Origin of the sequence: Cytobacillus pseudoceanisediminis, assembly GCF_023516215.1 — a bacterium.
Taxonomy (GTDB): domain Bacteria; phylum Bacillota; class Bacilli; order Bacillales; family Cytobacillaceae; genus Cytobacillus; species Cytobacillus pseudoceanisediminis.
This window is the reverse complement of the sequence record NZ_CP097349.1, coordinates 4,120,001-4,145,457: the sequence shown is the minus strand read 5'-3', so window position 1 is coordinate 4,145,457 and position 25,457 is coordinate 4,120,001. Positions and strand designations below refer to the sequence as shown.

At 45.4% G+C, this 25,457-nt stretch carries 17 protein-coding genes, 3 tRNA genes, 3 rRNA genes, 1 other RNA gene, 1 pseudogene and 1 other annotated feature (1 of these 26 cut by a window edge); of the genes and pseudogenes, 20 read left to right on the top strand and 5 right to left on the bottom strand.

Annotated elements, in window-relative coordinates:
• The first annotated feature begins 185 nt into the window (after positions 1 to 185).
• The 7 genes from gyrA (at position 186) to rrf (ending at position 9,402) form a co-directional block, all read left to right on the top strand.
• A complete protein-coding gene (gene gyrA / locus M5V91_RS22405; protein WP_009332496.1) occupies positions 186 to 2,711 on the top strand; it encodes a DNA gyrase subunit A in 2,526 nt (841 codons plus the stop codon).
• Positions 2,712 to 2,797: 86 nt separating this feature from the next.
• Positions 2,798 to 3,880 (top strand): HD-GYP domain-containing protein, encoded by a 1,083-nt coding sequence (locus tag M5V91_RS22400; protein WP_019382468.1) that lies wholly within the window; start codon positions 2,798 to 2,800, stop codon positions 3,878 to 3,880.
• 337 nt (positions 3,881 to 4,217) lie between these two features.
• Positions 4,218 to 5,766, top strand: a 16S ribosomal RNA gene (locus M5V91_RS22395).
• A gap of 89 nt (positions 5,767 to 5,855) precedes the next feature.
• Positions 5,856 to 5,932 (top strand) — tRNA-Ile (locus M5V91_RS22390).
• Positions 5,933 to 5,943: 11 nt separating this feature from the next.
• Positions 5,944 to 6,019, top strand: a tRNA-Ala gene (locus tag M5V91_RS22385).
• A gap of 253 nt (positions 6,020 to 6,272) precedes the next feature.
• Positions 6,273 to 9,206: ribosomal RNA gene (locus tag M5V91_RS22380) — 23S ribosomal RNA — on the top strand.
• 79 nt (positions 9,207 to 9,285) lie between these two features.
• Positions 9,286 to 9,402 (top strand): 5S ribosomal RNA (rrf, locus tag M5V91_RS22375).
• Together the 16S, 23S and 5S rRNA genes with 2 tRNA genes alongside form the textbook arrangement of a ribosomal RNA operon.
• 479 nt (positions 9,403 to 9,881) lie before the next feature.
• On the opposite strand, the gene M5V91_RS22370 is transcribed toward rrf, so the two are convergent.
• Entirely contained in the window at positions 9,882 to 10,841 is a 960-nt protein-coding gene (locus tag M5V91_RS22370; RefSeq protein ID WP_019383450.1) for a YaaC family protein, read from the bottom strand.
• A 112-nt stretch (positions 10,842 to 10,953) separates the two neighbouring features.
• On the opposite strand from M5V91_RS22370, the gene guaB reads away from it, so the two are divergent.
• The 6 genes and pseudogenes from guaB to M5V91_RS22340 all read left to right on the top strand — a co-directional run bounded on the left by guaB (position 10,954) and on the right by M5V91_RS22340 (position 17,489).
• Positions 10,954 to 12,417, top strand: coding sequence for an IMP dehydrogenase (gene guaB / locus M5V91_RS22365; RefSeq protein WP_009336762.1), 1,464 nt, complete (start codon positions 10,954 to 10,956; stop codon positions 12,415 to 12,417).
• A 278-nt stretch (positions 12,418 to 12,695) separates the two neighbouring features.
• Positions 12,696 to 14,050: pseudogene (locus tag M5V91_RS22360) on the top strand (D-alanyl-D-alanine carboxypeptidase family protein).
• 161 nt (positions 14,051 to 14,211) lie between these two features.
• Positions 14,212 to 15,093: a pyridoxal 5'-phosphate synthase lyase subunit PdxS gene (gene pdxS, locus M5V91_RS22355; protein ID WP_009336764.1), complete on the top strand. Its 882-nt coding sequence runs from the start codon at positions 14,212 to 14,214 to the stop codon at positions 15,091 to 15,093.
• Positions 15,094 to 15,105: 12 nt separating this feature from the next.
• Positions 15,106 to 15,693, top strand: a complete 588-nt coding sequence (pdxT, locus tag M5V91_RS22350; RefSeq protein WP_009336765.1) for a pyridoxal 5'-phosphate synthase glutaminase subunit PdxT — start codon at positions 15,106 to 15,108, stop codon at positions 15,691 to 15,693.
• Between the two features lie 61 nt (positions 15,694 to 15,754).
• Positions 15,755 to 15,979 (top strand) — a binding site (T-box leader).
• A gap of 52 nt (positions 15,980 to 16,031) precedes the next feature.
• On the top strand, positions 16,032 to 17,309 hold the full coding sequence (gene serS / locus M5V91_RS22345) for a serine--tRNA ligase (protein ID WP_071157667.1): 1,278 nt from the start codon (positions 16,032 to 16,034) through the stop codon (positions 17,307 to 17,309).
• Between the two features lie 88 nt (positions 17,310 to 17,397).
• Positions 17,398 to 17,489, top strand: a tRNA-Ser gene (locus M5V91_RS22340).
• 210 nt (positions 17,490 to 17,699) lie between these two features.
• Here M5V91_RS22340 and M5V91_RS22335 read toward each other — a convergent pair.
• The 4 genes from M5V91_RS22335 to M5V91_RS22320 all read right to left on the bottom strand — a co-directional run bounded on the left by M5V91_RS22335 (position 17,700) and on the right by M5V91_RS22320 (position 21,104).
• Positions 17,700 to 18,368 carry a deoxynucleoside kinase gene (locus M5V91_RS22335; RefSeq protein ID WP_009336768.1) on the bottom strand — a complete coding sequence of 223 codons (669 nt, stop codon included), beginning with the start codon at positions 18,366 to 18,368 and terminating at the stop codon, positions 17,700 to 17,702.
• Entirely contained in the window at positions 18,365 to 19,006 is a 642-nt protein-coding gene (locus M5V91_RS22330) for a deoxynucleoside kinase (protein ID WP_009336769.1), read from the bottom strand. Before M5V91_RS22330 ends, M5V91_RS22335 begins: the two co-directional genes overlap by 4 nt.
• Positions 19,007 to 19,195: 189 nt before the next feature.
• The gene (locus M5V91_RS22325) at positions 19,196 to 20,482 is read right to left on the bottom strand and encodes a LysM peptidoglycan-binding domain-containing protein (protein ID WP_009336770.1); all 1,287 of its coding nucleotides are present in this window, start codon (positions 20,480 to 20,482) and stop codon (positions 19,196 to 19,198) included.
• A 46-nt stretch (positions 20,483 to 20,528) separates the two neighbouring features.
• Positions 20,529 to 21,104 carry a cysteine hydrolase family protein gene (locus M5V91_RS22320; RefSeq protein ID WP_071157669.1) on the bottom strand — a complete coding sequence of 192 codons (576 nt, stop codon included), beginning with the start codon at positions 21,102 to 21,104 and terminating at the stop codon, positions 20,529 to 20,531.
• A gap of 77 nt (positions 21,105 to 21,181) precedes the next feature.
• On the opposite strand from M5V91_RS22320, the gene tadA reads away from it, so the two are divergent.
• From tadA to M5V91_RS22285, 7 genes are all read left to right on the top strand, one after another.
• Complete coding sequence (tadA, locus tag M5V91_RS22315; protein ID WP_284521500.1) at positions 21,182 to 21,736, top strand: tRNA adenosine(34) deaminase TadA; 555 nt, start codon at positions 21,182 to 21,184, stop codon at positions 21,734 to 21,736.
• A gap of 60 nt (positions 21,737 to 21,796) precedes the next feature.
• Positions 21,797 to 22,061: signal recognition particle sRNA large type (gene ffs / locus M5V91_RS22310), an RNA gene on the top strand.
• Positions 22,062 to 22,199: 138 nt separating this feature from the next.
• On the top strand, positions 22,200 to 23,897 hold the full coding sequence (dnaX, locus tag M5V91_RS22305; RefSeq protein ID WP_009336773.1) for a DNA polymerase III subunit gamma/tau: 1,698 nt from the start codon (positions 22,200 to 22,202) through the stop codon (positions 23,895 to 23,897).
• A 22-nt stretch (positions 23,898 to 23,919) separates the two neighbouring features.
• Positions 23,920 to 24,243, top strand: coding sequence for a YbaB/EbfC family nucleoid-associated protein (locus M5V91_RS22300; protein ID WP_009336774.1), 324 nt, complete (start codon positions 23,920 to 23,922; stop codon positions 24,241 to 24,243).
• 161 nt (positions 24,244 to 24,404) lie between these two features.
• A complete protein-coding gene (gene recR / locus M5V91_RS22295; protein WP_009336775.1) occupies positions 24,405 to 25,001 on the top strand; it encodes a recombination mediator RecR in 597 nt (198 codons plus the stop codon).
• 17 nt (positions 25,002 to 25,018) lie between these two features.
• Positions 25,019 to 25,237: a YaaL family protein gene (locus M5V91_RS22290; RefSeq protein WP_009336776.1), complete on the top strand. Its 219-nt coding sequence runs from the start codon at positions 25,019 to 25,021 to the stop codon at positions 25,235 to 25,237.
• Between the two features lie 121 nt (positions 25,238 to 25,358).
• Positions 25,359 to 25,457 carry the 5' end (the start) of a pro-sigmaK processing inhibitor BofA family protein gene (locus tag M5V91_RS22285; RefSeq protein ID WP_009336777.1) on the top strand. Its footprint extends 165 nt past the window's final position, so 99 of the gene's 264 nt are visible here — the first part of the coding sequence; it begins with the start codon at positions 25,359 to 25,361; the stop codon falls past the right edge of the window.

Below are 25,457 nucleotides of genomic sequence, written 5' to 3'. Positions count from 1 at the left end.
TTCAGGATAGAGGTTCTCTATCCTGCTTTTACATAATTGGTTTATTCTTTTTATTTAATGCCCCAAGTGCGTCTAATTTATGAAAAAAGCAGAAGCTGTATGGAAAGACCATACAGGTTTCAGCTAAACGAAGTGACAAACGGATGACAGTTCATCCTGCGTCTCTTTAAAGGAGGTTCCTTTAAATGGCCGATACACCGAATTCTCAAGTAAAAGAAATTAATATTAGCCAGGAAATGCGTTCATCATTCCTGGACTATGCCATGAGTGTAATTGTTTCACGTGCCCTTCCGGACGTACGGGATGGTTTAAAGCCGGTTCACCGAAGAATCTTATATGCAATGCATGATTTAGGAATGCATTCTGATAAACCATTTAAAAAATCAGCCCGTATCGTTGGGGAAGTAATCGGTAAATATCACCCGCACGGTGACTCCGCAGTATATGACACGATGGTGCGTATGGCTCAGGATTTCAACTATCGCTATATGCTTGTTGATGGACACGGAAACTTCGGGTCTGTCGATGGTGACGCTGCAGCTGCGATGCGTTATACTGAGGCACGCATGTCCAAAATCTCTATGGAGCTTTTGCGCGATATTAATAAAGACACGATTGATTACCAGGATAACTATGATGGTGCTGAGAAAGAACCAGTTGTTATGCCTGCGCGTTTCCCAAACCTTCTCGTAAACGGAACGTCTGGAATTGCAGTTGGTATGGCGACCAATATTCCGCCACATCAGCTTGGCGAAGTAATTGATGGAGTCCTTGCCATCAGCCAGGAGCCGGATCTCACTGTTCAGGAACTCATGGAAATCATTCCAGGTCCAGACTTCCCGACTGCCGGTCTCATTCTTGGACGGAGCGGCATCCGCAAAGCTTACGAAACAGGCCGCGGTTCCATTACATTAAGGGCCAAAGTGGAAATTGAGCAGAAGTCCAACGGAAAAGAAGTTATCATTGTTAATGAAATTCCTTACCAAGTGAATAAAGCTAAACTGATTGAAAAAATTGCCGAACTGGTTCGGGATAAACGAATTGATGGCATTACCGACCTGCGTGATGAATCAGATCGAAACGGTATGCGCATTGTGATCGAGGTCCGTAAAGATGCGAATGCCAATGTTCTGCTGAACAACCTTTATAAACAGACGGCTCTGCAGACAAGCTTCGGGATAAACCTGCTTGCGCTTGTAGATGGCCAGCCTAAGGTTCTGAATCTCAAACAGTGTCTGCAGCATTATCTGGATCACCAAAAGGTTGTAATCCGCCGCAGAACAGAATTCGAATTGAAAAAGGCAGAAGCCCGTGCACACATTTTGGAAGGTTTAAGGATTGCCCTTGATCATCTGGATGAAGTAATCAACCTTATCCGCAGTTCTCAAACAACCGATATCGCACGTGAAGGCTTAATGACCAAGTTCAATCTTTCTGAAAAGCAGGCCCAGGCGATCCTAGATATGCGTCTCCAGCGTTTGACTGGCTTAGAGCGCGAAAAGATTGAAGACGAATATTCAAGCCTTGTCGCATTGATTGCCGAATTAAAAGCTATTTTGGCTGATGAAGAAAAAGTATTGGAAATTATCCGAGAAGAGTTAACCGAAGTAAAAGAGAGATTCAACGATAAACGCCGTACAGAAATAGTTGCCGGCGGCATCGAACAAATTGAAGACGAAGATCTAATTCCGCGTGAGAATATTGTTCTTACTTTAACTCATAAGGGATACATCAAGCGTCTTCCTGTCTCCACTTACCGTGCCCAAAAACGCGGAGGGCGGGGAATCCAGGGAATGGGAACCAATGAGGATGACTTTGTTGAACACCTCATTACCACTTCCACACACGATACCATCCTTTTCTTCACGAACAAAGGGAAGGTGTATCGCGCTAAAGGGTATGAAATTCCTGAATTCAGCCGTACTGCGAAAGGAATACCAATCATTAACCTTCTTGGAGTGGACAAAGATGAGTGGGTAAATGCAATTATTCCTGTTGAAGAATTTGCCGATGATTGGTTCCTGTTCTTCACCACTAAACAAGGGATTTCCAAGCGTTCACCATTATCATCCTTTGCCAATATCCGTAATAATGGCTTAATTGCCCTGAATCTTCGCGAAGATGATGAATTAATTTCGGTGCGTCTGACAGATGGCAGCAAGGAGATCATTATTGGAACCAGCCATGGCATGCTGATCCGATTCCCAGAAGAAGATGTTCGTTCAATGGGAAGAACAGCTACTGGTGTTAAAGGAATCAGCTTAAGTGCCGGTGATGAAGTTGTTGGGATGGAAGTCCTTGAGGATGACAGCCAGATCCTGATCGTAACCAAAAACGGTTATGGAAAACGCACTCCTGCCGGAGAATACCGTGTTCAGGGAAGAGGCGGTAAAGGAATCAAGACCTGCAACATCACAGATAAGAACGGAAGCCTCGTTTCCATGAAAGCTGTCACAGGAGAAGAAGACGTTATGCTTATTACAACAGGCGGCGTACTAATCCGAATGGCAGTGAACGATATTTCCACTATGGGAAGAAACACGCAAGGTGTCAGACTCATCCGTATAAATGAAGATGCTGACGAAGCGGTATCCACTGTAGCAAAAGTTGAAAAAGAAGAGGAAAAAGATGAAGAAGAATTAACAAAGCCTCTTGAAGATGCCAATTCACTTCCTGAAGAAGAAGTAAATGGAGATAATAGCGAAGAATAAATTTTAAGGAACACAGATTTGTGTTCCTTTTTTTGTCCAAATAATGTAAAATAGTATAAAAGACTCATTACATATGGGGTGTGGAAATGGTGCGAGTACCAATACAGGAATTAAGAGAGGGCTGTATTTTAACACAGGATGTTTTCAGTTTGACGAATCGCCCTATTATCAGCCAAAAAACAGTGCTGACGAAGGAACTGCTGGATATTATGAAAATATTCCTGATTGATGAAGCGGAAGTTGAAACCACCATGGTTAACGGAAAGCCTTTTGCTTCTGCAGGAAGCTTGGAAGAAGCTGAGGAACTGACAGAATCAAATGAATTAGGTTTTTTAAATACATTCTTAACAGGTGTTCAAAACTTCAAAAGAGAATTTGTGTCCTGGCAATCAGGTCTTCCGGTGGATATTGCAAAAATAAGAAATATTATGATTCCGCTGATTGAAAAAATGGAGAAAAGCCCCTCCGGAATCTTCTCCCTGCATCACCTTTCTACGAATGAAGATTATTTATATCAGCATTCTGTTGCCGTGGGAATGATCAGTGCCTTTATAGGGAAAAAACTGAGTTTGAATAAGGGGGAAATTGTCCAGCTTGCCCTGGGAGGCTGCCTGGCAGATGCAGGCATGGCGAAGATAAACCCATCCATCCTGCATAAAAGCACTTCATTAAACTCCGAAGAATTTGAAGAAATAAAAAGGCATTCAACCCTTAGCTTTAAAATGGTTCAGAATATATCACTATTAAGAGAAAGCACTAAAATCGGCATTATCCAGCACCATGAGCGGCTGGATGGCAGCGGCTATCCGTTTGGAGAACAAAGCAGCAAAATCAATCAGGCTGGGAGAATCATTGCCGCAGCGGATGCATTTCATGCCATGACCTCTCAAAGACTCTACAGACGGAAACAATCTCCATTTAAAGTGCTTGAAATGCTGATTCAGGATAGCTTCGGCAAATATGACATCCCATCCATTCAAGCTCTGGGTTCCGGCATCATGAACTTTTCCATTGGCAGTATGGTGAAGCTCTCAGATGGCCAGACGGCAGAAATACTTTTTATAGAAGGTAAATCACCTACGAGACCGCTTGTGAAACTGGTAGAAACCGGCGAAATAATTCAATTAGAGAAAAACCGCCAGTTATATATTGATGAAGTATTAAAATGACTGCATACCGCGGTCTTTTTTATTTGGCTCTGCTAAGACTCGATGCTGAATACAACAGACAAATTAAACAGACCTTACTTTTGAAAAAAGATATAGATTCTATTAAAAAGTGCTTGCAATTAATAGATAAGAGCTGGTATACTAATTCAAGTCAGCAAGAGATGAACATCATCATTTGATGAGATAAAAAAACTTGTTGACATTGATTATCAGAAATGATATATTAATTAAGTCGCCTCAAGCGGCAGATTGATCTTTGAAAACTGAACGAACAAAAACGTCAACGTTAATTCTTTAGTCTTTTTTGAAAAGACAACTTATGAGCTTAATCAACTCTTATATGGAGAGTTTGATCCTGGCTCAGGACGAACGCTGGCGGCGTGCCTAATACATGCAAGTCGAGCGGACAGATGGGAGCTTGCTCCCTGAAGTCAGCGGCGGACGGGTGAGTAACACGTGGGCAACCTGCCTGTAAGACTGGGATAACTCCGGGAAACCGGGGCTAATACCGGATAATTCTTTTCCTCACATGAGGGAAAGCTGAAAGATGGTTTCGGCTATCACTTACAGATGGGCCCGCGGCGCATTAGCTAGTTGGTGAGGTAACGGCTCACCAAGGCAACGATGCGTAGCCGACCTGAGAGGGTGATCGGCCACACTGGGACTGAGACACGGCCCAGACTCCTACGGGAGGCAGCAGTAGGGAATCTTCCGCAATGGACGAAAGTCTGACGGAGCAACGCCGCGTGAGTGATGAAGGTTTTCGGATCGTAAAACTCTGTTGTTAGGGAAGAACAAGTACCGGAGTAACTGCCGGTACCTTGACGGTACCTAACCAGAAAGCCACGGCTAACTACGTGCCAGCAGCCGCGGTAATACGTAGGTGGCAAGCGTTGTCCGGAATTATTGGGCGTAAAGCGCGCGCAGGCGGTTCCTTAAGTCTGATGTGAAAGCCCCCGGCTCAACCGGGGAGGGTCATTGGAAACTGGGGAACTTGAGTGCAGAAGAGAAGAGTGGAATTCCACGTGTAGCGGTGAAATGCGTAGAGATGTGGAGGAACACCAGTGGCGAAGGCGACTCTTTGGTCTGTAACTGACGCTGAGGCGCGAAAGCGTGGGGAGCAAACAGGATTAGATACCCTGGTAGTCCACGCCGTAAACGATGAGTGCTAAGTGTTAGAGGGTTTCCGCCCTTTAGTGCTGCAGCAAACGCATTAAGCACTCCGCCTGGGGAGTACGGCCGCAAGGCTGAAACTCAAAGGAATTGACGGGGGCCCGCACAAGCGGTGGAGCATGTGGTTTAATTCGAAGCAACGCGAAGAACCTTACCAGGTCTTGACATCTCCTGACAACCCTAGAGATAGGGCGTTCCCCTTCGGGGGACAGGATGACAGGTGGTGCATGGTTGTCGTCAGCTCGTGTCGTGAGATGTTGGGTTAAGTCCCGCAACGAGCGCAACCCTTGATCTTAGTTGCCAGCATTCAGTTGGGCACTCTAAGGTGACTGCCGGTGACAAACCGGAGGAAGGTGGGGATGACGTCAAATCATCATGCCCCTTATGACCTGGGCTACACACGTGCTACAATGGATGGTACAAAGGGCTGCGAGACCGCGAGGTTAAGCGAATCCCATAAAACCATTCTCAGTTCGGATTGCAGGCTGCAACTCGCCTGCATGAAGCCGGAATCGCTAGTAATCGCGGATCAGCATGCCGCGGTGAATACGTTCCCGGGCCTTGTACACACCGCCCGTCACACCACGAGAGTTTGTAACACCCGAAGTCGGTGGGGTAACCTTTGGAGCCAGCCGCCTAAGGTGGGACAGATGATTGGGGTGAAGTCGTAACAAGGTAGCCGTATCGGAAGGTGCGGCTGGATCACCTCCTTTCTAAGGATATTTACATGAAACGTGACGCGTTTTGTTCGTTCAGTTTTGAGAGTTCAACCTCTCACATTTTAATACTTTACCTATTATGTGGGCCTATAGCTCAGCTGGTTAGAGCGCACGCCTGATAAGCGTGAGGTCGATGGTTCGAGTCCATTTAGGCCCACCATCTCATATAATGGGGCCTTAGCTCAGCTGGGAGAGCGCCTGCTTTGCACGCAGGAGGTCAGCGGTTCGATCCCGCTAGGCTCCACCAACCATAACGAATCCATTCGTTATTTTTTGTTCCTTGAAAACTAGATAATGTTAATGAAGAAGCAATAACCGAGTAATCGCCATCTTAGTTTTTTCTCTTATTTTGAAAATAAGTAAGAGCACAAACCATGAGGACGATGAGCGGCAAGGAGATCAAGGAAGCGACCGAGTGAGCACCGGAGCGTACTTCAGTACGTGAGGAGCGGAGCGAGAGAGCTGACGCAGAGATCCGCAGTCGATCAGCGGCCGAAGTAGGTTAAGTTAGAAAGGGCGCACGGTGAATGCCTTGGCACTAGGAGCCGATGAAGGACGGTACTAACACCGATATGCTTCGGGGAGCTGTAAGTAAGCTTTGATCCGGAGATTTCCGAATGGGGAAACCCCTATCCGTAATGGGATAGGATCTTTACCTGAATACATAGGGTATAGAAGGCAGACCCGGGGAACTGAAACATCTAAGTACCCGGAGGAAGAGAAAGCAAACGCGATTCCCTGAGTAGCGGCGAGCGAAACGGGATTAGCCCAAACCAAGAGGCTTGCCTCTTGGGGTTGTAGGACACTCTACACGGAGTTACAAAGGAACGAGGTAAATGAACAGGTCTGGAAAGGCCGGCCAGAGAAGGTAAAAGCCCTGTAGTTGAAACTTCGTTCCCTCCAGAGTGGATCCTGAGTACGGCGGGACACGAGAAATCCCGTCGGAAGCAGGGAGGACCATCTCCCAAGGCTAAATACTCCCTAGTGACCGATAGTGAACCAGTACCGTGAGGGAAAGGTGAAAAGCACCCCGGAAGGGGAGTGAAAGAGATCCTGAAACCGTGTGCCTACAAGTAGTTAGAGCCCGTTAATGGGTGATAGCGTGCCTTTTGTAGAATGAACCGGCGAGTTACGATTACATGCGAGGTTAAGTTGATGAGACGGAGCCGCAGCGAAAGCGAGTCTGAATAGGGCGAATGAGTATGTGGTCGTAGACCCGAAACCAGGTGATCTACCCATGTCCAGGGTGAAGTCCAGGTAACACTGGATGGAGGCCCGAACCCACGCACGTTGAAAAGTGCGGGGATGAGGTGTGGGTAGCGGAGAAATTCCAATCGAACTTGGAGATAGCTGGTTCTCTCCGAAATAGCTTTAGGGCTAGCCTCATGTAGTAAGAGTCTTGGAGGTAGAGCACTGTTTGGACTAGGGGCCCCCATCGGGTTACCGAATTCAGACAAACTCCGAATGCCAAAGACTTATCCATGGGAGTCAGACTGCGAGTGATAAGATCCGTAGTCAAGAGGGAAACAGCCCAGACCACCAGCTAAGGTCCCAAAGTATACGTTAAGTGGAAAAGGATGTGGAGTTGCTTAGACAACCAGGATGTTGGCTTAGAAGCAGCCACCATTTAAAGAGTGCGTAATAGCTCACTGGTCGAGTGACTCCGCGCCGAAAATGTACCGGGGCTAAACGTATCACCGAAGCTGTGGATTGACATCTTACGATGTCAGTGGTAGGAGAGCGTTCTAAGGGCGTTGAAGCGGGATCGCAAGGACCCGTGGAGCGCTTAGAAGTGAGAATGCCGGTATGAGTAGCGAAAGATGGGTGAGAATCCCATCCACCGAATGCCTAAGGTTTCCTGAGGAAGGCTCGTCCGCTCAGGGTTAGTCGGGACCTAAGCCGAGGCTGAAAAGCGTAGGCGATGGACAACAGGTTGATATTCCTGTACCACCTCTTTACCGTTTGAGCAATGGGGGGACGCAGGAGGATAGGGTAAGCGCGCTGCTGGATTAGCGCGTCCAAGCAGTTAGGCCGGTAACGAGGCAAATCCCGTTACCACACAGGCTGAGCTGTGACGGCGAGGGAAATTTAGTACCGAAGTTCCTGATTCCACACTGCCAAGAAAAGCCTCTAGCGAGGGAAAAGGTGCCCGTACCGCAAACCGACACAGGTAGGCGAGGAGAGAATCCTAAGGTGAGCGAGAGAACTCTCGTTAAGGAACTCGGCAAAATGACCCCGTAACTTCGGGAGAAGGGGTGCTCATTAGGGTGAATAGCCCTGATGAGCCGCAGTGAATAGGCCCAGGCGACTGTTTAGCAAAAACACAGGTCTCTGCGAAGCCGCAAGGCGAAGTATAGGGGCTGACGCCTGCCCGGTGCTGGAAGGTTAAGAGGAGAGGTTAGCGCAAGCGAAGCTTTGAATCGAAGCCCCAGTAAACGGCGGCCGTAACTATAACGGTCCTAAGGTAGCGAAATTCCTTGTCGGGTAAGTTCCGACCCGCACGAAAGGCGTAACGATCTGGGCACTGTCTCAACGAGAGACTCGGTGAAATTATAGTACCTGTGAAGATGCAGGTTACCCGCGACAGGACGGAAAGACCCCGTGGAGCTTTACTGTAGCCTGATATTGAATTTTGGTACAGCTTGTACAGGATAGGTAGGAGCCTGAGAAGCCGGAGCGCCAGCTTCGGTGGAGGCGTCGGTGGGATACTACCCTGGCTGTATTGAAATTCTAACCCGCGCCCCTTATCGGGGCGGGAGACAGTGTCAGGTGGGCAGTTTGACTGGGGCGGTCGCCTCCTAAAAAGTAACGGAGGCGCCCAAAGGTTCCCTCAGAATGGTTGGAAATCATTCGCAGAGTGTAAAGGCACAAGGGAGCTTGACTGCGAGACCTACAAGTCGAGCAGGGACGAAAGTCGGGCTTAGTGATCCGGTGGTTCCGCATGGAAGGGCCATCGCTCAACGGATAAAAGCTACCCCGGGGATAACAGGCTTATCTCCCCCAAGAGTCCACATCGACGGGGAGGTTTGGCACCTCGATGTCGGCTCATCGCATCCTGGGGCTGTAGTCGGTCCCAAGGGTTGGGCTGTTCGCCCATTAAAGCGGTACGCGAGCTGGGTTCAGAACGTCGTGAGACAGTTCGGTCCCTATCCGTCGTGGGCGCAGGAAATTTGAGAGGAGCTGTCCTTAGTACGAGAGGACCGGGATGGACGCACCGCTGGTGTACCAGTTGTCTTGCCAAAGGCATCGCTGGGTAGCTATGTGCGGAAGGGATAAGTGCTGAAAGCATCTAAGCATGAAGCCCCCTCGAGATGAGATTTCCCATAGCGTCAAGCTAGTAAGATCCCTGAAAGATGATCAGGTTGATAGGTCAGAGGTGGAAGCGTGGCGACATGTGGAGCTGACTGATACTAATCGATCGAGGACTTAACCAAGTTATATGGTTAATACTCGGCAAATGCTTCTTCATACATTATCTAGTTTTGAGGGAACGAAGTTTCTTCAACCAAATAGTCCGGTGGCGATAGCGAGAAGGTCACACCCGTTCCCATACCGAACACGGAAGTTAAGCTTCTCAGCGCCGATGGTAGTTGGGGGCTGTCCCCCTGTGAGAGTAGGACGCTGCCGGGCATATGAAAGAGCACCTGATGGGTGCTCTTTTTTTGTATGTGGATGATTTATTGAATCCAAATATCTTCTTACTCATCTTTTTATGAAAAATGCATATATGCGTCACTTCAGCTAAAAAAATGCGCCACTTTCACTCATATATGTGCCAAAATTAAATGATATGCGCCACTCTTTATTCCGCCGTCTGTTTTAAAAGTCAAATCTGTTTGCAGCAAAGATGAAGTGTGCCAAATGTGAAATAAAAATCAAAACATGCGAGATAAAATCGAATTCCTGCTAGTTAAATCAAAAACCTGTTACATAAAATCCAATACATGATGGATCAAATCCGATTCATGCCAGATAAGCCCTACGGAATGCCTCAGATAAATCCCCAGTCTACAAGTAAGCATCCTTCCACTCCGCTATCCCTAAATTGCCCGCAAAAATCAGGTTACACATGCACAAGAAATCCGCGATCACTATCATCTTCCAGCTGCTTAGTGTTTCTTATCAGCCAAATATTGATAAATCAGATATGGCCCCTTTGAGGATGTAATCTGTAGAAAAGTCTGAATAAAAGGATAGTCTTTATTAGGCATCATTTTGATGAGTTCGCTCCACCATTCTGTTTCGTAGCGGGCAATCATGCTTAAATTATACAGCAGCAGGAAATGAATAAGAAGTTCAGGAAAATCAATCAGACCGTCTTTAGCAAGCGGAAAGAAAAACTTTCCGGCATCAAGACTATATCTTAAGGGCTTATAATTATATGTATTCAAGTTTTTTGCAGAAAATTTAAGGTCTAATCCCGCTGACTCCTGAAAGCATATATTAAAGTCTGATTTTGACTGCAGGTATTCAACAAAGCGGGACTCGGTCATATGAAAGCGATCGAGGATCATTCTTGGCAAAATGAATACATCCTTTTCCAGCTCTGCTTCAAGAAAAGTAGTTCGGCCCTCTGTCTGGCTGTACAAATAGTTAAGCTCGGGAATTTGGCCAAATAACTCTCCCATCGTTGTTTTTTCGCCTTCCAAATGTTTCATGTGGAACAATTTTTCTCCCATATAGGGGAAAAGCCCGCTTTTTTGAAATTTCACTTCGTCCTGAAAAAAATTATATTGCTGCTTTTTTCTTTTCCTGGTGGAGACCCCGTGTGCCAAAACAGAAGTGGTTTCCGGATAATTAGGGTCTACTGTCAGAATGCAGGCCTTGACAAGGTGAACAAGTCCATAAAAAAAGAGAATCGGCTTGATAACCAATGGTGCCTTCTCTGCCTGCTCGTAGTATACTTGTCCGTGTTCTAGATAGTATATAAAAGGGTAACTGTTTTCATAGCTCTTTTGTTCAGCCTGATCCAGGTTTTGCTTTTGGTAGCATTTCTTTAAAAATTCCTGTGAAGTGTTCGCAGAAAAGAAGTATAAAAAGGAGTTTTTAAGGTCAAATGAATGTATCACAGTGAAACCTCCGAATCTTTTGAAAAATCCAACATATTAATCCGTCCTTGACAGTATTTTGTCCAATTGATAACCTACTAATAATATTTTCGAGTCCAGGAGGTCAAAAAAGATGTGGGAAACTAAGTTTGCAAAAGAAGGTTTAACTTTTGATGATGTTTTACTGGTTCCATCGAAATCAGAGGTGCTTCCTCGTGATGTCAGCCTTAAAGTAAATTTGACTGAAAAGATTGCACTCAACATTCCAGTAATCAGTGCCGGAATGGATACGGTAACTGAAGCTGAAATGGCGATCGCTATGGCTCGCCAGGGCGGTTTGGGGGTTATCCATAAGAACATGTCCATTGAACAGCAGGCTGATCAGGTGGATAAAGTAAAGCGTTCAGAAAGCGGCGTTATTACTGACCCATTCTTTCTAACTCCAGAACAGCAGGTATTTGACGCAGAGCATTTAATGGGCAAGTACCGGATTTCCGGTGTGCCAATCGTTAATAATAATGAGGAACAAAAGCTTGTCGGCATTCTGACTAACCGTGACCTCCGATTCATTCAGGACTATTCGATAAAAATTTCCGATGTGATGACAAAAGAAAATCTTGTAACAGCTCCAGTTGGTACCACTTTGGATGAGGCAGAAAAAATTCTGCAGCAGCATAAAATTGAAAAATTGCCGCTAGTGGATGATGAAGGTGTTTTAAAAGGTTTAATTACCATTAAGGATATTGAAAAAGTAATTGAGTTTCCAAACTCGGCAAAAGATGAGCGCGGACGCCTGCTGGCAGGTGCAGCGGTCGGCGTAACCGGCGACACGATGAAGCGTGTTGAAATGCTAGTTAAATCACATGTAGATGTCATCGTAGTGGATACAGCACATGGACATTCAAAAGGGGTGCTTGATACCGTACGCGAAATCCGGAACGCTTATCCGGACCTGGCCATTATTGCCGGTAACGTGGCAACAGCTGAAGCGACAAAGGATTTGATTGAAGCAGGCGCAGATATCGTGAAAGTGGGAATCGGGCCTGGATCCATTTGTACAACACGTGTTGTTGCAGGTGTAGGTGTACCGCAAATTACAGCTGTATATGATTGTGCAACAGAAGCACGCAAGCATGGCAAATCAATCATCGCCGATGGCGGAATCAAATATTCAGGAGATATCGTGAAAGCATTGGCAGCAGGCGGACATGCCGTTATGCTTGGAAGCCTTCTTGCAGGAGTTTCTGAAAGCCCTGGCGAAACGGAAATTTTCCAGGGACGCCGATTCAAGGTATACAGAGGAATGGGTTCTGTTGCAGCCATGGAAAAAGGTTCAAAAGACCGTTACTTCCAGGAAGATAATAAAAAGTTTGTTCCAGAGGGAATCGAAGGGCGCATTGCTTATAAAGGGCCATTAGCCGATACCATCTACCAGCTTGTCGGCGGTATCCGTTCTGGAATGGGCTATTGCGGAACAAAGGATCTTCACGACCTCCGTGAAAATGCCCAATTTATTAAAATGACTGGTGCAGGCCTAAGAGAAAGTCATCCTCATGATGTGCAGATCACAAAAGAGGCGCCAAACTACTCACTATAATCAATACAAAGCAGAAGAGGGAAACCTTTTCTGCTTTTTTTCGTCTCTGATAAAGATGATGGCAGTTTTTTAGCATCCTGCAGCGGAAATCATAGCCAGTTTAACAGAGTCATTTTATCCTAAAATATCCTGGGATCAAACCTAGGAAAATACTAATGCATAACTATGGGACAATCATGCCACGGGGCAGGCAGGAATAGGTAATTACTCTATCTATTCTTTGCACCAGAGTTATGATAAAATAACAAAAGTGTATTAAAACGTTGGAGGGCAGTAAATTGAAGAAAACATTTTACCGTAAGTCTATCGCTGGATTCCTTGCCTTGGTCATGATATTAGGTCTTTTACCTGGTATACATAAAGCTCATGCAGAAGATATCTTAAACATTAATGCAGATGCTGCTATTTTAGTAGATGCAGAGACCGGAAAAATTTTATATCAAAAAAATGCGGATAAAGTACTGGGCATTGCCAGTATGACTAAAATGATGACAGAATACCTGCTTCTTGAAGCCGTTGAAGAAGGCAAAGTGAAGTGGGACCAGGAATATGCAGTAAGTGAATATGTGTGGAAAGTTTCACAGGATCGCAATTTATCAAATGTCCCACTAAGAAGAGACGGAAAATACAATATCCGTGAATTGTATGAAGCAATGGCGATCTACTCTGCAAATGGTGCAACCATCGCAATTGCAGAAACGATTGCCGGTTCTGAGACAAACTTTGTTAAAATGATGAACGAAAAAGCTGCAGAGCTTGGATTAAAGGATTATAAATTTGTCAATTCCAGCGGTTTAAACAACCGTGATTTAAAGGGATCTCCTCCTGCAGGAGGCCCTGAAGAAGAAAACGTGATGTCAGCAAAAGATACAGCGATGCTGGCCAAGGAATTGATTAACCGATTCCCTGAAGTATTGGAAACAGCAAGTACCCCTAGAAAGACGTTCAGAGAGGGTACAGATGATGAAATTAAAATGGAAAACTGGAACTGGATGCTTCCAGAGCTAGTATATGGCTATGAAGGTGCAGATGGCCTTAAAACAGGTACGACTGACTTTGCCGGATACTGCTTTACCGGTACAGCCATGAGAGATGGCAACCGCTACATCAGTGTTGTCATGAACGCTAAAGGTGCGAATGGTCAGGCTACTTACAAATCCAGATTCGATGAAACAAAAAAATGTTCGACTTTGGTTTCAGCAACTTCACGAAAGAAGAAATCGTTCCTGCCAACTATCAGGTGAAAGGCCAGAAAACAGTGCCTGTTACAAAAGGCAAAGAGGACAAAGTAAAGATTTCTTCTAAAGATGCAATCGAAATGGTTGTAAGAAACGGGGAAAAAGAAAACTATAAGCCTGTTCTTGTTCTTGATAAAGAGAAATTAAATGAAAACGGCGAATTGACAGCTCCTATTAAAAAAGGAGAAAAAATCGGCTATCTAACGATTGAATCGAAAGAGGACGGGAAGATTGAGTTCTTGTCCGATAAAGGCAAAGGCAATATTCAAGTGGATGTCGTAGCCGCTGAAAGTGTTGAAAAAGCAAACTGGTTCGTGCTGACTATGCGCAGCATCGGAGGTTTCTTCGGGGATGTTTGGGGAAGTGTTTCCTCAACTGTAAAAGGTTGGTTTTAAGAAAAAGGGCTTTCCTGTCTTGACAGGAGCCCTTTTTCATTGCATATTTTCAATAGGGAAAATTCCTAGTAAAATAATCTATTTTCCTTTTTTTGAAAAATGATTTTTATCATAATATTTAACCCATCCAAAGCAGATGGTATTTATGAAGGGGGATAAACATGAAGACAGGTACAGATCGTGTTAAACGGGGAATGGCAGAAATGCAAAAAGGCGGCGTTATTATGGACGTTGTTAACGCCGAGCAGGCAAAAATCGCAGAAGAAGCTGGTGCAGTAGCAGTTATGGCACTTGAACGCGTTCCTTCTGATATCCGTGCAGCCGGCGGTGTGGCACGCATGGCAGATCCGCGTATTATGGAAGAAGTAATGGGTGCAGTTTCAATCCCGGTAATGGCAAAAGCGCGTATCGGCCATATTGTAGAAGCTCGTCTGCTTGAAGCGATGGGTGTCGATTACATAGATGAGAGTGAAGTTTTAACTCCTGCTGATGAAGAATACCATCTTAATAAAAGAGACTACACAGTTCCATTCGTTTGCGGATGCCGTGACTTAGGCGAAGCAGCACGCCGTATTGGTGAAGGTGCTTCCATGCTTCGCACAAAGGGTGAGCCTGGAACTGGAAACATCGTTGAAGCTGTCCGCCATATCCGCAAGGTGAATGCACAGGTGCGCAAGGTTGTCGGCATGAACGAAGATGAATTAATGACAGAAGCTAAGCTTCTGGGAGCGCCATATGAGCTTCTTTTGGAAATCAAGAGCCTTGGACGCCTTCCAGTCGTAAACTTCGCAGCAGGCGGCGTTGCAACACCTGCAGATGCAGCTCTAATGATGGAGCTTGGTGCTGATGGAGTGTTCGTAGGATCAGGCATCTTCAAATCTGAAAACCCTGCGAAATTTGCACGTGCCATTGTGGAAGCAACTACACATTACCAGGACTACAAATTAATTGCTGAACTTTCAAAAGAACTAGGCACACCGATGAAGGGAATTGAAATTTCTTCATTGGCTCCTGAAGCTCGTATGCAGGAGCGCGGCTGGTAAGGAGAATTGAACATGATAAAGGTTGGAGTATTAGGGCTGCAGGGCGCGGTCAGAGAGCATGTTCTTTCTGTAGAAGCATCCGGCGCCGAAGCTGTAGTCATCAAACGCAAAGAGCAGCTTGACGAGGTAGACGGGCTTATCTTGCCTGGCGGCGAAAGCACGACCATGAGACGCTTGATTGATAAATATGATTTTATGGACAGCCTTAAGGAGTTTGCGCAATCAGGAAAGCCGATGTTCGGGACATGTGCAGGCTTAATTCTTCTTGCGAATAATATCATTGGCTATGATGAACCGCATATCGGTGTGATGGACGTCCAGGTGGAAAGAAATTCATTTGGCCGCCAGCGCGAAAGCTTCGAGGCGGATGTTGATATTGCCGGAGTGGCAGAAGATTTTGCAGCTGTATTCATTCGTGCACCGCATATTGTGGAGGCTGGAGAGAATGTTGAAATCCTGGCCAAGCACAATGGCCGGATTGTGGCGGCGCGCGAAGGCAGATTCCTCGGATGCTCATTCCATCCGGAACTAACGGATGACCATCGCCTGACAGGCTATTTCGTTGAAATGATCAAAGAGTCCAAGCAATTAACAATTTGAATATTTTGGTTGCAAATGGAACATAATTGTAGTACATTATGAATTACAAAATTCTTATAGCTGAAAAGCAATGAGAGGAACTAGTAACAGGACTTTGTTCTAAAAGAGAGCCGGTGGCTGGTGGAAACCGGTGAATAAACCCTGTGAATCCATCCTCGAGCAAAGCATGGAACACCCGGTACTACTCGGGAAAAGTAAATGCTTTCGGTTAAAACCGTTATGGATTTAAGGTGGAAAGCTCATGCTTTCAACTAGGGTGGCAACGCGGGTAACTCTCGTCCCTTTTTTGGGGACGGGAGTTTTTTGTGTTTTAAACTATTTTCAGGAGGTACTAAAAAATGCTGGACATTAAGTTTTTAAGAGCCAATTTTGAAGAAGTGAAAAACAAGCTTCAGCACCGTGGCGAAGATTTAACCGATCTTGGAAAATTCGAAGATCTGGATGTAAAAAGACGTGAGCTAATTGTAGAAGCAGAACAGCTGAAGAGCAAAAGAAATGAAGTATCCCAGCAGGTGGCTGCCTTAAAGCGCGAAAAGCAGGATGCAGACCATTTAATCGCTGAAATGAGAGAAGTCGGCGATAAAATCAAGGCATTGGATGAGGAGCTCCGTACAGTCGAGGAAGAATTGGACCAATTGCTGCTGAGCATTCCGAACATTCCGCATGAAAGTGTGCCTGTCGGCGAAACAGAAGATGATAATGTGGAAATCCGCAAATGGGGAGAAGTCCGTGAATTTGATTTCGAGCCAAAGCCGCACTGGGATGTTGCGACAGATCTTGATCTCCTTGATTTCGAACGTGCGAGCAAAGTAACAGGCAGCCGCTTTGTATTCTACAAAGGCCTTGGTGCCCGCCTTGAGCGAGCCTTATTCAACTTCATGCTTGATTTGCACACAGACGAGCATGGCTATAAGGAGGTTCTTCCTCCGTACATGGTTAACCGTGCAAGCATGACAGGAACAGGACAGCTTCCGAAATTCGAGGAAGATGCATTCCTAATTGAAAGCGAAGATTATTTTCTGATTCCAACCGCTGAGGTGCCTGTCACCAATATGCATAGGGAAGAGATTCTGAATGCAGACGAGCTTCCGATAAACTATGCGGCATTTAGTGCATGCTTCCGTTCTGAAGCGGGTTCTGCCGGCCGTGACACTCGCGGGCTTATCCGCCAGCACCAGTTTAACAAAGTCGAGCTTGTGAAATTTGTTAAGCCAGAAGAGTCTTATGAGGAACTTGAAAAGCTGACAGGACACGCGGAAAAAGTCCTTCAGATGCTTGGCCTTCCATACCGTGTGATGAGCATGTGTACGGGCGATCTTGGATTCACAGCTGCGAAGAAATACGATATCGAAGTTTGGATTCCAAGCTATAACACGTATAGAGAAATATCTTCTTGCAGTAACTTTGAAGGATTCCAGGCAAGACGTGCAAATATCCGCTTCCGCCGCGAGGCAAAAGGCAAGCCGGAGCATGTGCACACACTGAATGGATCTGGCCTTGCGATCGGCCGCACGGTGGCAGCTATTCTAGAAAATTATCAGCAGGCTGACGGAAGTGTCATCATTCCGGAGGTATTGCGTCCGTATATGGGCAATCGCGAAGTTATAAAGCCTTAATTGAAGAGCGGGTTTTGATCCGCTCTTTTTTTATAAAAATAATGTTGACATGCCTATTTAGAAATGATATAGTATTTCTTGTCGATGCGGAGGAATACCCAAGTCTGGCTGAAGGGATCGGTCTTGAAAACCGACAGGCGGGTCAAACCGCGCAGGGGTTCGAATCCCTTTCCTCCTCCATTTTAATTGACATCTAACACGCGCATAAAAATTGGAGATACATAAAACCGCTGATGATCAGCGGTTTTTTTGTTATATAATTTCATTCTGTTGAAATTGACAGATAAAAATATTTTTGGAGGACCGGGGAAAGAATTTCGTCAGCGATTCTCATTTCTGCTAAGTACTCGGGGCCATTAATCAAACAGCAAAAAACCGCCTAAATGGCGGTTATTTTTTTAATAATTGAGTTTGTCTTAAAAAGTAAGAAATGCGCTCTACAATCGGCTCAATGGATTGCTCATTCTGAATGATGTCATAGTCATTGATATTCAGGCGCAGGACCGGGCATGCGTTAAAGCTGTTAATCCAATTTTCATAGCGCTGGTGCATTTCTTCCCAGTAGGAAATAGGTGTCTGCTGCTCCATCGGACGGCCGCGCTCCTGGATGCGGGAAAGAATATCATCAAGGGATCCTTCCAGATAAATAAGCAAATCAGGGTGCGGGAAATAAGGTGTCATCACCATCGCATCAAATAAGCTGGTGTAAGTTTCGTAATCTACCTTTGACATGGTGCCTTTTTCATAATGCATTCTCGCAAATATGCCGGTGTCTTCATAAATGGATCGGTCCTGAACAAAGCCGCCGCCATATTCGAAGATGCGCTTCTGGTCCTTGAACCGTTCCGCCAGGAAGTATACCTGCAGGTGGAAGCTCCAGCGGTTGAAATCTGCATAGAATTTATCCAGGTAAGGGTTCGTATCAACCTTTTCGAAAGAGGTTCGGAACCCCAGTGCGTCCGCAAGCGCATTGGTCATCGTTGATTTTCCGACTCCGACGGTTCCGGCAATCGTGATCACTGCGTTCGAAGGAATCTCGTATTTTTGCCTTAGATTCATAAGTGTATGCTCCTCTTTTTTAATGATGTCGACAATGTATCGAATATATGCATTAAGTCTGATTCATTTTTCACAAAATCCAGCTGATCTCCATTGAAACGGATCACTGGAATATCCGGGTGCTGCCTCTCGAACTCATTCATAGCCGTTTCATAATCAAGGGATAATTGCTCGAGATATAATGGACTGATATTCTTTTCAATTTCACGGCCCCGCAGCTCGATTCGATCGAGCAGTGTTTCAAGGCTTGCATTGAGATAGATAATGACATTCGGCTTTGGCATATCACCTGTCAGAATGTCATAGATCTTCAAATACTTCTGATACTCATTCTGATTTAATGTGCGCTGGGCAAAAATAAGATTCTTGAAAATATGATAATCAGCCACAACAGGCTTTTTTTGAGCAAGGTAGTGATTGTTGATATCAACCAGCTGTTTGTAGCGGTTGCAGAGGAAAAACATTTCAGTCTGAAAGCTCCATTCCTCAATGTTTTCATAGAATTTACCCAAAAAAGGATTTTCATCAACAATTTCTTTTAAGAGTGCATACTGAAATTTTTCAGAAATCGCTTTAGCGAGAGATGTTTTCCCAACGCCAATCGGCCCCTCTACTGTAATAAAAGGTATTCCCCCCATATTGATCGTCCTCCTGCATTGCTTATTTATCTATAGAAACCATTTATAGGTACGTTCCAAAATGACACAAAGCTTATTTTATCACAGTATGGAGTGGATGGGATATGGAATTTAAGCTGGAAATAAGAAAATAAGAGCATATAGTCTGAAAAATAAAAAAGCTGCCTGTAAGCGGCAGCTGCTGAGAGATCAAGCTCTTTTTGTCACGTTGAAGTTTTCTGTAATCAGAAGCCAATTTTGCGGGAAAGAAAGGCCAAGTTTCCAGTAGCTCATTCCCCGCAGCTTCAGTTCCTTGATTAAATCAAATTTGGCCTGGATGGAGCGGGCATCCTCAAACCAGACCTCGTGCCTTTTGCCGTCAGGTGCTGTGTAATTGAAAAATGGCGCCTGCGCCTGGTAATCATATTGAATGGCTGCATTATTTTCTGCAGCGATTTGTATGGCCTGCTGCGGGCTGACTGCTCTTGCAGTGGTGCCCTGAACAAAAGGAAGCGTCCAGTCATAACCATATAGGTTCTGGCCCATCATAATTTTGGAAGAAGGCATCTCACTAATGGCATATTCTAAAACCTGCCGCACTGGGCCAATCGGGGAAACAGCCATTGCAGGGCCTCCACTGTAGCCCCATTCATAGGTCATGATCACGACAAAATCAACAATCTCCCCATGGGCTTTATAATCATGGGCCTCATACCAGAGGCCTTGCTGTTCTGCACTTGTTTTCGGAGCCAATGCTGTAGAAATCAGCCAGCCTTCCTGCTCGAATCTTGCCTTCGCTTTTCTGAGAAAATTGTTATAGGCTTCCCGGTCAGCGGGGCGCAGAAACTCGAAATCAAAATGAATATCCCTGAAGTCATATTTTTTTGCTGTGGCTGTAATGTTATCCAGGAATTTATTCTGAATCGCCATATCATTTAACAATATCCTGCCGAGTTCATCACTGAACTGATCGTTTTCCTGATTGGTAATAACCATCATCAATACATTATTATTGGCTCTCGCTATGGCCGGGAAATCATTCAGAAGCGGCTCCTTCAAAGAACCATCTCGAAGGGCCTGGAAACTGAAAGGTGCCAGATAGGTCAAATAAGGCGCAGCCTCTCTTGCGCTTTCTACCAGTTCAGGGGCGACTGTATCGCCTCTTGGCTCCACATAGGCATTGAACTCTGCGTTCGTTTTCGGGCGTGGCGGGATATAAAGGCGGAACCCCACCTGCAGCGGCTGGCTCACCGAAATCCCATTGACAGATGCGAGCTGCTGATAAGAAATGCCGAACCTTCTTGAAATTGAGTAAAGGCTGTCTCCGGGCTGAACCCAATAAAAGCGTCCTATTATCGGAATAACAAGTGTCTGGCCGATCACCAGATTATTTGGATTGGGAATTTCATTTGCCTCTATCAGATCTTCAACCGTCGTTCCATATGCCTGGGCAATGCCGAACAAAGACTGGTTTTGCTGAACCACATGAATCTGCAATCTATCTCCCTCCCTGAAAAACACGTCTTAGAACACTACTGCCATTTTATGAAGGAAACATAGAAGAAATGTTATAATTGTTTTCAGAGAAAGAAGATATATTGGCCTTTAATACTTTTTCCATCATCTTTAAGGTATTTTCATTATCGTGGTCATCATTAGAAGCGGTGCAGTCATGCGGTATATGTAAATTATATTCTCTCATATAGGCATCATTGGCCGAAAATAGGACACAGATATTGCCAGCGATGCCTGTCATGACAAGCATATTGACGCCGAGCTGGTGCAGAAGGGTATTTAAGGCAGTGCCATAAAAGGCGGAATGCTTAGGTTTTATTAAAAAATAATCATCCGGCGATGGGTGCATCTCATGAAGGATAGGTGCACTGATAGGATTGCGGCAATGAGTCGTAATTGTATCCAGATCAGCCTGCCAGAGATTATAATGATCATTCACATAAATGACAGGGAGATCCTGCTCATAGAAAGCGGTCTTTAATGTATTGATGGGTTTTGCGATATTCAAAGCTTTGTCAGCAAGGATCCTTCCATGGTGGAAATTAAAGTCGTTAATCATGTCAATAATGATAAGAGCCGGTCTATAGGCTTGCGGATTTTTCATGGTATCGCTCCTTTAAGGTTATTTTTTGTAAAAGGGGCGGCTTTTACACAGATGTTAAGAGAAGGAATGAAGATATAATGAGGCAAGCATCATTCACTGAAGATGAACTGTATATGCAGGAGGCCATTAAAGAAGCAAAGCTGGCGGAAGGTCTGGAAGAAGTTCCAATTGGGGCAGTCATTGTTCTGGAAGGGGAAATCATTGCCCGGGCACATAATCTGAGAGAAGTGAATCAGACTGCGATTGCGCATGCAGAACTGCTTGCCATTGATCAGGCATGCAAAAACCTCGGAACCTGGCGGCTGGAGAATGCTGTTCTTTATGTTACCTTAGAGCCTTGTCCGATGTGTTCGGGATCCATTATTCTCTCGCGCATCAAAAAGGTGGTGTATGGGGCTAAGGATCCAAAGGGAGGCTGTGCCGGGACGCTTATGAATCTATTGCAGGATGAGCGGTTCAATCACCAGAGTGAAGTTGTGCCAGGGGTGTTGGAAGAAGAATGCGGCGAGATGCTTTCGAGCTTTTTCAGAGGGTTGCGAAAGCGCAAGAAAGAAGAGAAAAAAGAAGGCAATTGCTGCAGATGGAACTTGATACAGGAATTGACAATGGTTAGGCATTGCTTTTTCACCTAAATGTTAGTATACTTATAAATGCGTCGGACAAAGACGCAACTAAATATGGTATCAACTTTGCCGTGCTAGGCGGGGAGGTAGCGGTGCCCTGTACTCGCAATCCGCTCTAGCGAGGCTGAATCCCTTCCCGAGGCTGATGTCCTGTAGGGCCTGCCTTAAGTAAGTGGTGTTGACGCCCGGGTCCTGCGCAATGGGAATCCATGAATCATGTCAGGTCCGGAAGGAAGCAGCATTAAGTGGAAGCTCCCATGTGCCGCAGGGTTGCCTGGGCCGAGCTAACTGCTTAAGTAACGCCTATGGGCGTCAGTCGACGGAAGGTGCACGGCAGTTTATATTGTAAATAAAACTCATCCTTTTGCAGGATGGGTTTTTTGTTGTAATTTATTTCGCTCTAGGTTTTGTAAAAAGGAAAATAGATACGTTATAATAGATAAAGGACTATACATAGGAAGGGGGCGTGTCAGTGAGTTATCAAGCTTTATATCGTGTTTGGCGTCCGCAGCAGTTTATCGATGTCGTCGGACAGGAACATGTGACAAAGACTTTGCAAAACGCCCTGCTTCAGGAGAAGATATCACACGCCTATCTGTTTTCCGGCCCCCGCGGAACAGGTAAAACAAGTGCAGCTAAAATTCTCGCAAAGGCTGTTAACTGCGAGAAGGCTCCGGTTACTGAACCGTGCAATGAGTGTGCTGCCTGCAGAGGCATTACAGACGGTTCTATTCCTGATGTCATTGAAATTGATGCTGCATCCAATAATGGTGTAGAAGAAATCAGGGATATCAGGGACAAAGTGAAATATGCCCCGAACGCTGTAAAGTATAAGGTTTACATCGTCGATGAGGTACATATGCTTTCCATTGGCGCTTTCAATGCCCTGTTAAAGACGCTTGAAGAGCCGCCTAAGCATGTCATATTTATTTTAGCCACTACAGAGCCTCATAAAATTCCACTGACGATAATTTCCCGGTGCCAGCGATTCGATTTTAAACGGATTACGGCTCAGGCGATAACAGGGAGAATGAAGCTGATTGCGGATGAAACAGGTGCAGCATATGAGGACCAGGCACTGCAGATCATTGCGAGAGCCGCAGAAGGCGGTATGCGTGATGCCCTTAGCTTGCTTGACCAGGCAATTTCCTTCAGCCAGGATCGTGTTACAGTTGAAGATGCCCTGTCTGTAACAGGTGCTGTGTCACAAGGGTTTCTGAATAAGCTGGCAAGAGCGGTTAAAGACAGGGATGCCGCATCCGGGCTGGGATTTCTGGAAGAGCTCCTTTTTCAGGGGAAAGATCCAGCCCGTTTTATAGAAGACTTTATCCTGTATTACCGGGATATGCTCTTATATAAAGCAGCTCCAAGGCTGGAGGAATCATTGGAAAGAGTCATGCTTGATGAAGAATTCCAGCAGCTTGCCCAGGAAGTGGAGCCGGAAGAGCTCTATGAACTGATTGAGGTGCTGAACAAAGCCCAGCAGGAAATGCGATGGACCAACCATCCGAGGATTTTCCTGGAGGTGGCGATTGTGAAGCTGTGCCAGCTTGAACAGCGAGAGAAATCAGGACAGTCTGCAGACATCAAGCCGCTGATGCAAAAAATCGAACAGCTTCAGCATGAGCTGGCGGAATTAAAGAAAAACGGCATAGCGGTAAAAGATGATGGAGCTCCTGCTGTACAGAAAAAACCGCAGAGAAGTTCACGTAAAGGATTCCAGGCACCAGTAGGAAAAGTGAATGAAGTCCTGAAGCAGGCAACGAAAAACGACCTGGTGGCTGTAAAAAGCCGCTGGGGTGAAATGCTGAATCTGCTTGTTCAAAACCAGATGCGCTCTCAGGCAGCGCTTCTCAATGAAGCAGAACCTGTTGCCGCATCCGAAACAGCTCTTATCGTAAAGTTCAAATATGAAATCCACTGTCAGATGGCCATGGATAATGCGAAATTCCTGGATACACTGGCGAATGTCATGTTTGAGCTATTAGGCAAGAGATTGCAGCTGGTTGGCATTCCGGATGAACAATGGCAAAGTGTCAGGGAGGATTTCCTGCGCAGCCAGCGTGACGGAGATGAGTCTGGTGAGGGCTTCGGCAGAAATGAGGAAGAGCCCCATGTGGCTGAAGCGGTCAAATTATTTGGCGCTGAACTAATTGAAATTAAAGAATAGAAAATAGCTGGAGGTATGTAAAATGCGCGGTGGAATGGGAAATATGCAAAATATGATGAAACAAATGCAGAAAATGCAAAAGAAGATGGCTCAGGCACAGGAAGAGCTTGGCGAAAAAAGAATTGAAGGAACAGCTGGCGGCGGAATGGTGACTGTCATTGTATCCGGACATAAACAAGTATTAGAAGTAAACATCAAAGAAGAAGTTGTTGATCCGGAAGATATTGATATGCTTCAGGACCTTGTTCTGGCGGCAACGAACGATGCACTGAAAAAAGCGGATGACTTAACAAACGACACAATGGGCCAATTTACTAAAGGAATGAACCTGCCGGGAATGTTTTAATAAAACGTCCTGAACGAGTGCTTTCTTGCATGTTTTATCTATAATAGAGTTATGCACGAAAGAACGGACAGGCTGAGCGCCAGCGAACATAGACTGATGGGAATCTTCATCAGTCCGTCATGCTCGCGGCGCTTTTCCTTTTCATATAGGAGGAATTATACATGCACTATCCTGAACCAATATCAAAGCTGATTGACAGCTTTATGAAATTGCCCGGAATCGGCCCAAAAACGGCTGCGCGTCTGGCGTTTTTTGTTTTAAGTATGAAAGAAGATACTGTGCTGGATTTTGCCAAGGCGCTTGTCAATGCGAAAAGAAATTTATCTTACTGCTCTGTCTGCGGCCATATCACTGATCAGGACCCGTGTTATATTTGTGAGGACCAGAGACGCGACCGGTCAGTAATCTGTGTGGTCCAGGATCCGAAAGATGTTATTGCCATGGAAAAGATGAAGGAATATAACGGACTTTATCATGTCCTTCACGGAGCCATTTCACCGATGGATGGAATAGGGCCGGAAGATATCAATATTCCTGATTTATTGAAAAGGCTTCAGGATGAAACAGTACAGGAAATTATTCTTGCCACCAATCCTAATATCGAAGGGGAAGCAACAGCCATGTATATCTCCCGCCTGATTAAGCCATCCGGCATAAAGGCTACCCGGATTGCCCATGGCCTGCCAGTGGGCGGAGACTTAGAGTATGCTGATGAAGTAACGCTATCAAAAGCATTAGAAGGCAGAAGAGAAGTTTAAGTACGGAGGCGGAATTTATGTTTTTTCGCAGGAAAGGATGGCTTCGAAGCGAGTTTGATGAGAAGCTTTTGGAGCAGCTGAACAGATTGAAAACAGATTGGAACAACCAGAAATCGCTAGTGGAAAAGAGCTTTGATCCATCCCCGGAAGCAATCAGCCAGGCGAAGCTGGCCGAAGCTAAGTACTTTTTTCTTTTCAGGGAAGCTAAAAAGAGAAATGTAAGAGTCAGAATGTAGTTTGTTCCCATTGCGGAAAGAAAATCAATCATTACAAAATACTTGTCCTCCTCCAAGGTCTTTTTTGTACGCGCTAATCATAAATTAGTAGTACAAGTTTCCTGAAAGGAGGATTTTTCTTTTGGACCCTATTGCAGTGATCTCCATTTTAGGAGGGTTAATCTTATTGCTTCTATTTATAGGAGCTCCAGTAAAGCCAGTAAGATTTATAGGGCAGGGA

Coding starts and splice junctions, on each gene's coding strand:
- gyrA (WP_009332496.1), top strand. CDS start 186: ATGGCCGATACACCGAATTCTCAAGTAAAAGAAATTAATATTAGCCAG.
- M5V91_RS22400 (WP_019382468.1), top strand. CDS start 2,798: ATGGTGCGAGTACCAATACAGGAATTAAGAGAGGGCTGTATTTTAACA.
- guaB (WP_009336762.1), top strand. CDS start 10,954: ATGTGGGAAACTAAGTTTGCAAAAGAAGGTTTAACTTTTGATGATGTT.
- pdxS (WP_009336764.1), top strand. CDS start 14,212: ATGAAGACAGGTACAGATCGTGTTAAACGGGGAATGGCAGAAATGCAA.
- pdxT (WP_009336765.1), top strand. CDS start 15,106: ATGATAAAGGTTGGAGTATTAGGGCTGCAGGGCGCGGTCAGAGAGCAT.
- serS (WP_071157667.1), top strand. CDS start 16,032: ATGCTGGACATTAAGTTTTTAAGAGCCAATTTTGAAGAAGTGAAAAAC.
- M5V91_RS22335 (WP_009336768.1), bottom strand. CDS start 18,368: ATGAATCTAAGGCAAAAATACGAGATTCCTTCGAACGCAGTGATCACG.
- M5V91_RS22330 (WP_009336769.1), bottom strand. CDS start 19,006: ATGGGGGGAATACCTTTTATTACAGTAGAGGGGCCGATTGGCGTTGGG.
- M5V91_RS22320 (WP_071157669.1), bottom strand. CDS start 21,104: ATGAAAAATCCGCAAGCCTATAGACCGGCTCTTATCATTATTGACATG.
- tadA (WP_284521500.1), top strand. CDS start 21,182: ATGAGGCAAGCATCATTCACTGAAGATGAACTGTATATGCAGGAGGCC.
- M5V91_RS22300 (WP_009336774.1), top strand. CDS start 23,920: ATGCGCGGTGGAATGGGAAATATGCAAAATATGATGAAACAAATGCAG.
- recR (WP_009336775.1), top strand. CDS start 24,405: ATGCACTATCCTGAACCAATATCAAAGCTGATTGACAGCTTTATGAAA.
- M5V91_RS22290 (WP_009336776.1), top strand. CDS start 25,019: ATGTTTTTTCGCAGGAAAGGATGGCTTCGAAGCGAGTTTGATGAGAAG.